At 59.8% G+C, this 1,767-nt stretch carries 1 protein-coding gene; it reads right to left on the bottom strand.

The genetic code is table 11. From position 1 onward, the window contains the following. Positions 1 to 9: 9 nt before the first annotated feature. Positions 10 to 1,767: succinate dehydrogenase flavoprotein subunit (sdhA, locus tag ACIPIZ_RS28180; protein ID WP_401168731.1), on the bottom strand; the 1,758-nt coding region annotated here is incomplete at its 5' end.

Here is a 1,767-nt window from a genome sequence, read left to right on the forward strand (position 1 = left end):
CGCTCACCCTTACAAAGCCCGGACACTAGGTACGAAAGTCGGAACAGTCTTCGGCGAGAAGTTCACGGCACGCTTGGTGACGCGCTTGTCACCCGGGAAGTACAGGGTGTGGCACAGCCAGTTTTCGTCGTCACGATCTTCGAAGTCTTCACGGGCGTGAGCGCCGCGCGACTCTTTACGTACTTCGGCCGCGATGGCGGTAGCTTCAGCCACTTCCAGCAGGTTTTGCAGTTCCAGCGCTTCGATACGGGCAGTGTTGAACGCCTGCGACTTATCGTTGATCTTCACGTTGGCAATGCGGGCACGCAGGTCAGCGAGCTGAGCGATACCTTTCTGCATGTATTCGCCGGTACGGAATACGCCGAAGTAGTTCTGCATGCAGCTTTGCAGCTCGCGACGCAGGGTAGCGACGTCTTCGCCGTCAGTACGGCTGTTCAGCGCGTTCAGACGCGACAGGGCAGCCTCGATGTCGGCTTCGGTAGCGTCGTCGTATTCGATGCCGTCGGTCAGCGCTTTTTCCAGGTGCAGACCAGCAGCGCGGCCGAATACCACCAGGTCGAGCAGCGAGTTGCCGCCCAGACGGTTGGCACCGTGAACCGATACGCAAGCCACTTCACCTACCGCGAACAGACCAGGAATGATCTGATCCACGCCGTCGGCGTTCTGGGTGATCGCCTGGCCGTGAATGTTGGTGGCAACGCCGCCCATCATATAGTGGCAAGTCGGAACAACCGGAACCGGCGCAACAACCGGGTCAACGTGAGCGAAAGTCTTCGACAGTTCGCAGATGCCTGGCAGACGGCTGTGCAGCACTTCCTCGCCCAAGTGGTCGAGTTTGAGCATTACGTGGTCGCCATTCGGACCGCAACCGTTGCCGGCGATGATTTCTTTAACCATCGAGCGAGCAACCACGTCACGACCGGCAAGGTCTTTGGCGTTCGGAGCATAACGCTCCATGACACGCTCGCCGTGCTTGGTGATCCGGTAACCACCGTCACCACGGCAACCTTCTGTAACCAGTACACCGGCGCCGGCGATGCCGGTCGGGTGGAACTGCCACATTTCGATGTCTTGTACCGGCACGCCAGCACGCAGAGCCATGCCGACGCCGTCACCGGTGTTGATCAGGGCGTTGGTGGTGGAAGCGTAGATACGACCGGCACCGCCGGTAGCCAATACAGTGGCTTTCGCGCGGATGTAGGAAGTTTCGCCAGTTTCGATGCAGATCGCGATCACACCGACGAAGTCGCCTTCCTGGTTTTTCACCAGGTCGACAGCGTAGTACTCGTTCAGGAACGTGGTACCGGCTTTCAGGTTGCCCTGATAAAGGGTGTGCAGCAGTGCGTGACCGGTACGGTCGGAAGCAGCGCAAGTACGCGCAGCCTGGCCGCCTTTACCGTAGTCCTTGGACTGACCACCGAATGGACGCTGGTAGATGCGGCCTTGCTCGGTACGCGAGAACGGCAGACCCATGTGGTCCAGTTCGAAAACTGCAGCCGGGCCTTCCTGACACATGTATTCGATAGCGTCCTGGTCACCGATGTAGTCGGAGCCCTTGACGGTATCGTACATGTGCCAGCGCCAGTCATCGTTCGGGTCAGCGGACGCGATGGCACAAGTGATGCCGCCCTGGGCGGATACAGTGTGCGAACGGGTCGGGAAAACCTTGGTGATCACGGCAGTCTTGTGACCGCCCTGTGCCAGTTGCAGCGCAGCGCGCATGCCGGCACCGCCACCACCAATAATGATGGCGTCGGAGGAACGGGT

Origin of the sequence: Pseudomonas sp. NPDC087690, from assembly GCF_044743175.1 — a bacterium.
Lineage (GTDB): Bacteria > Pseudomonadota > Gammaproteobacteria > Pseudomonadales > Pseudomonadaceae > Aquipseudomonas.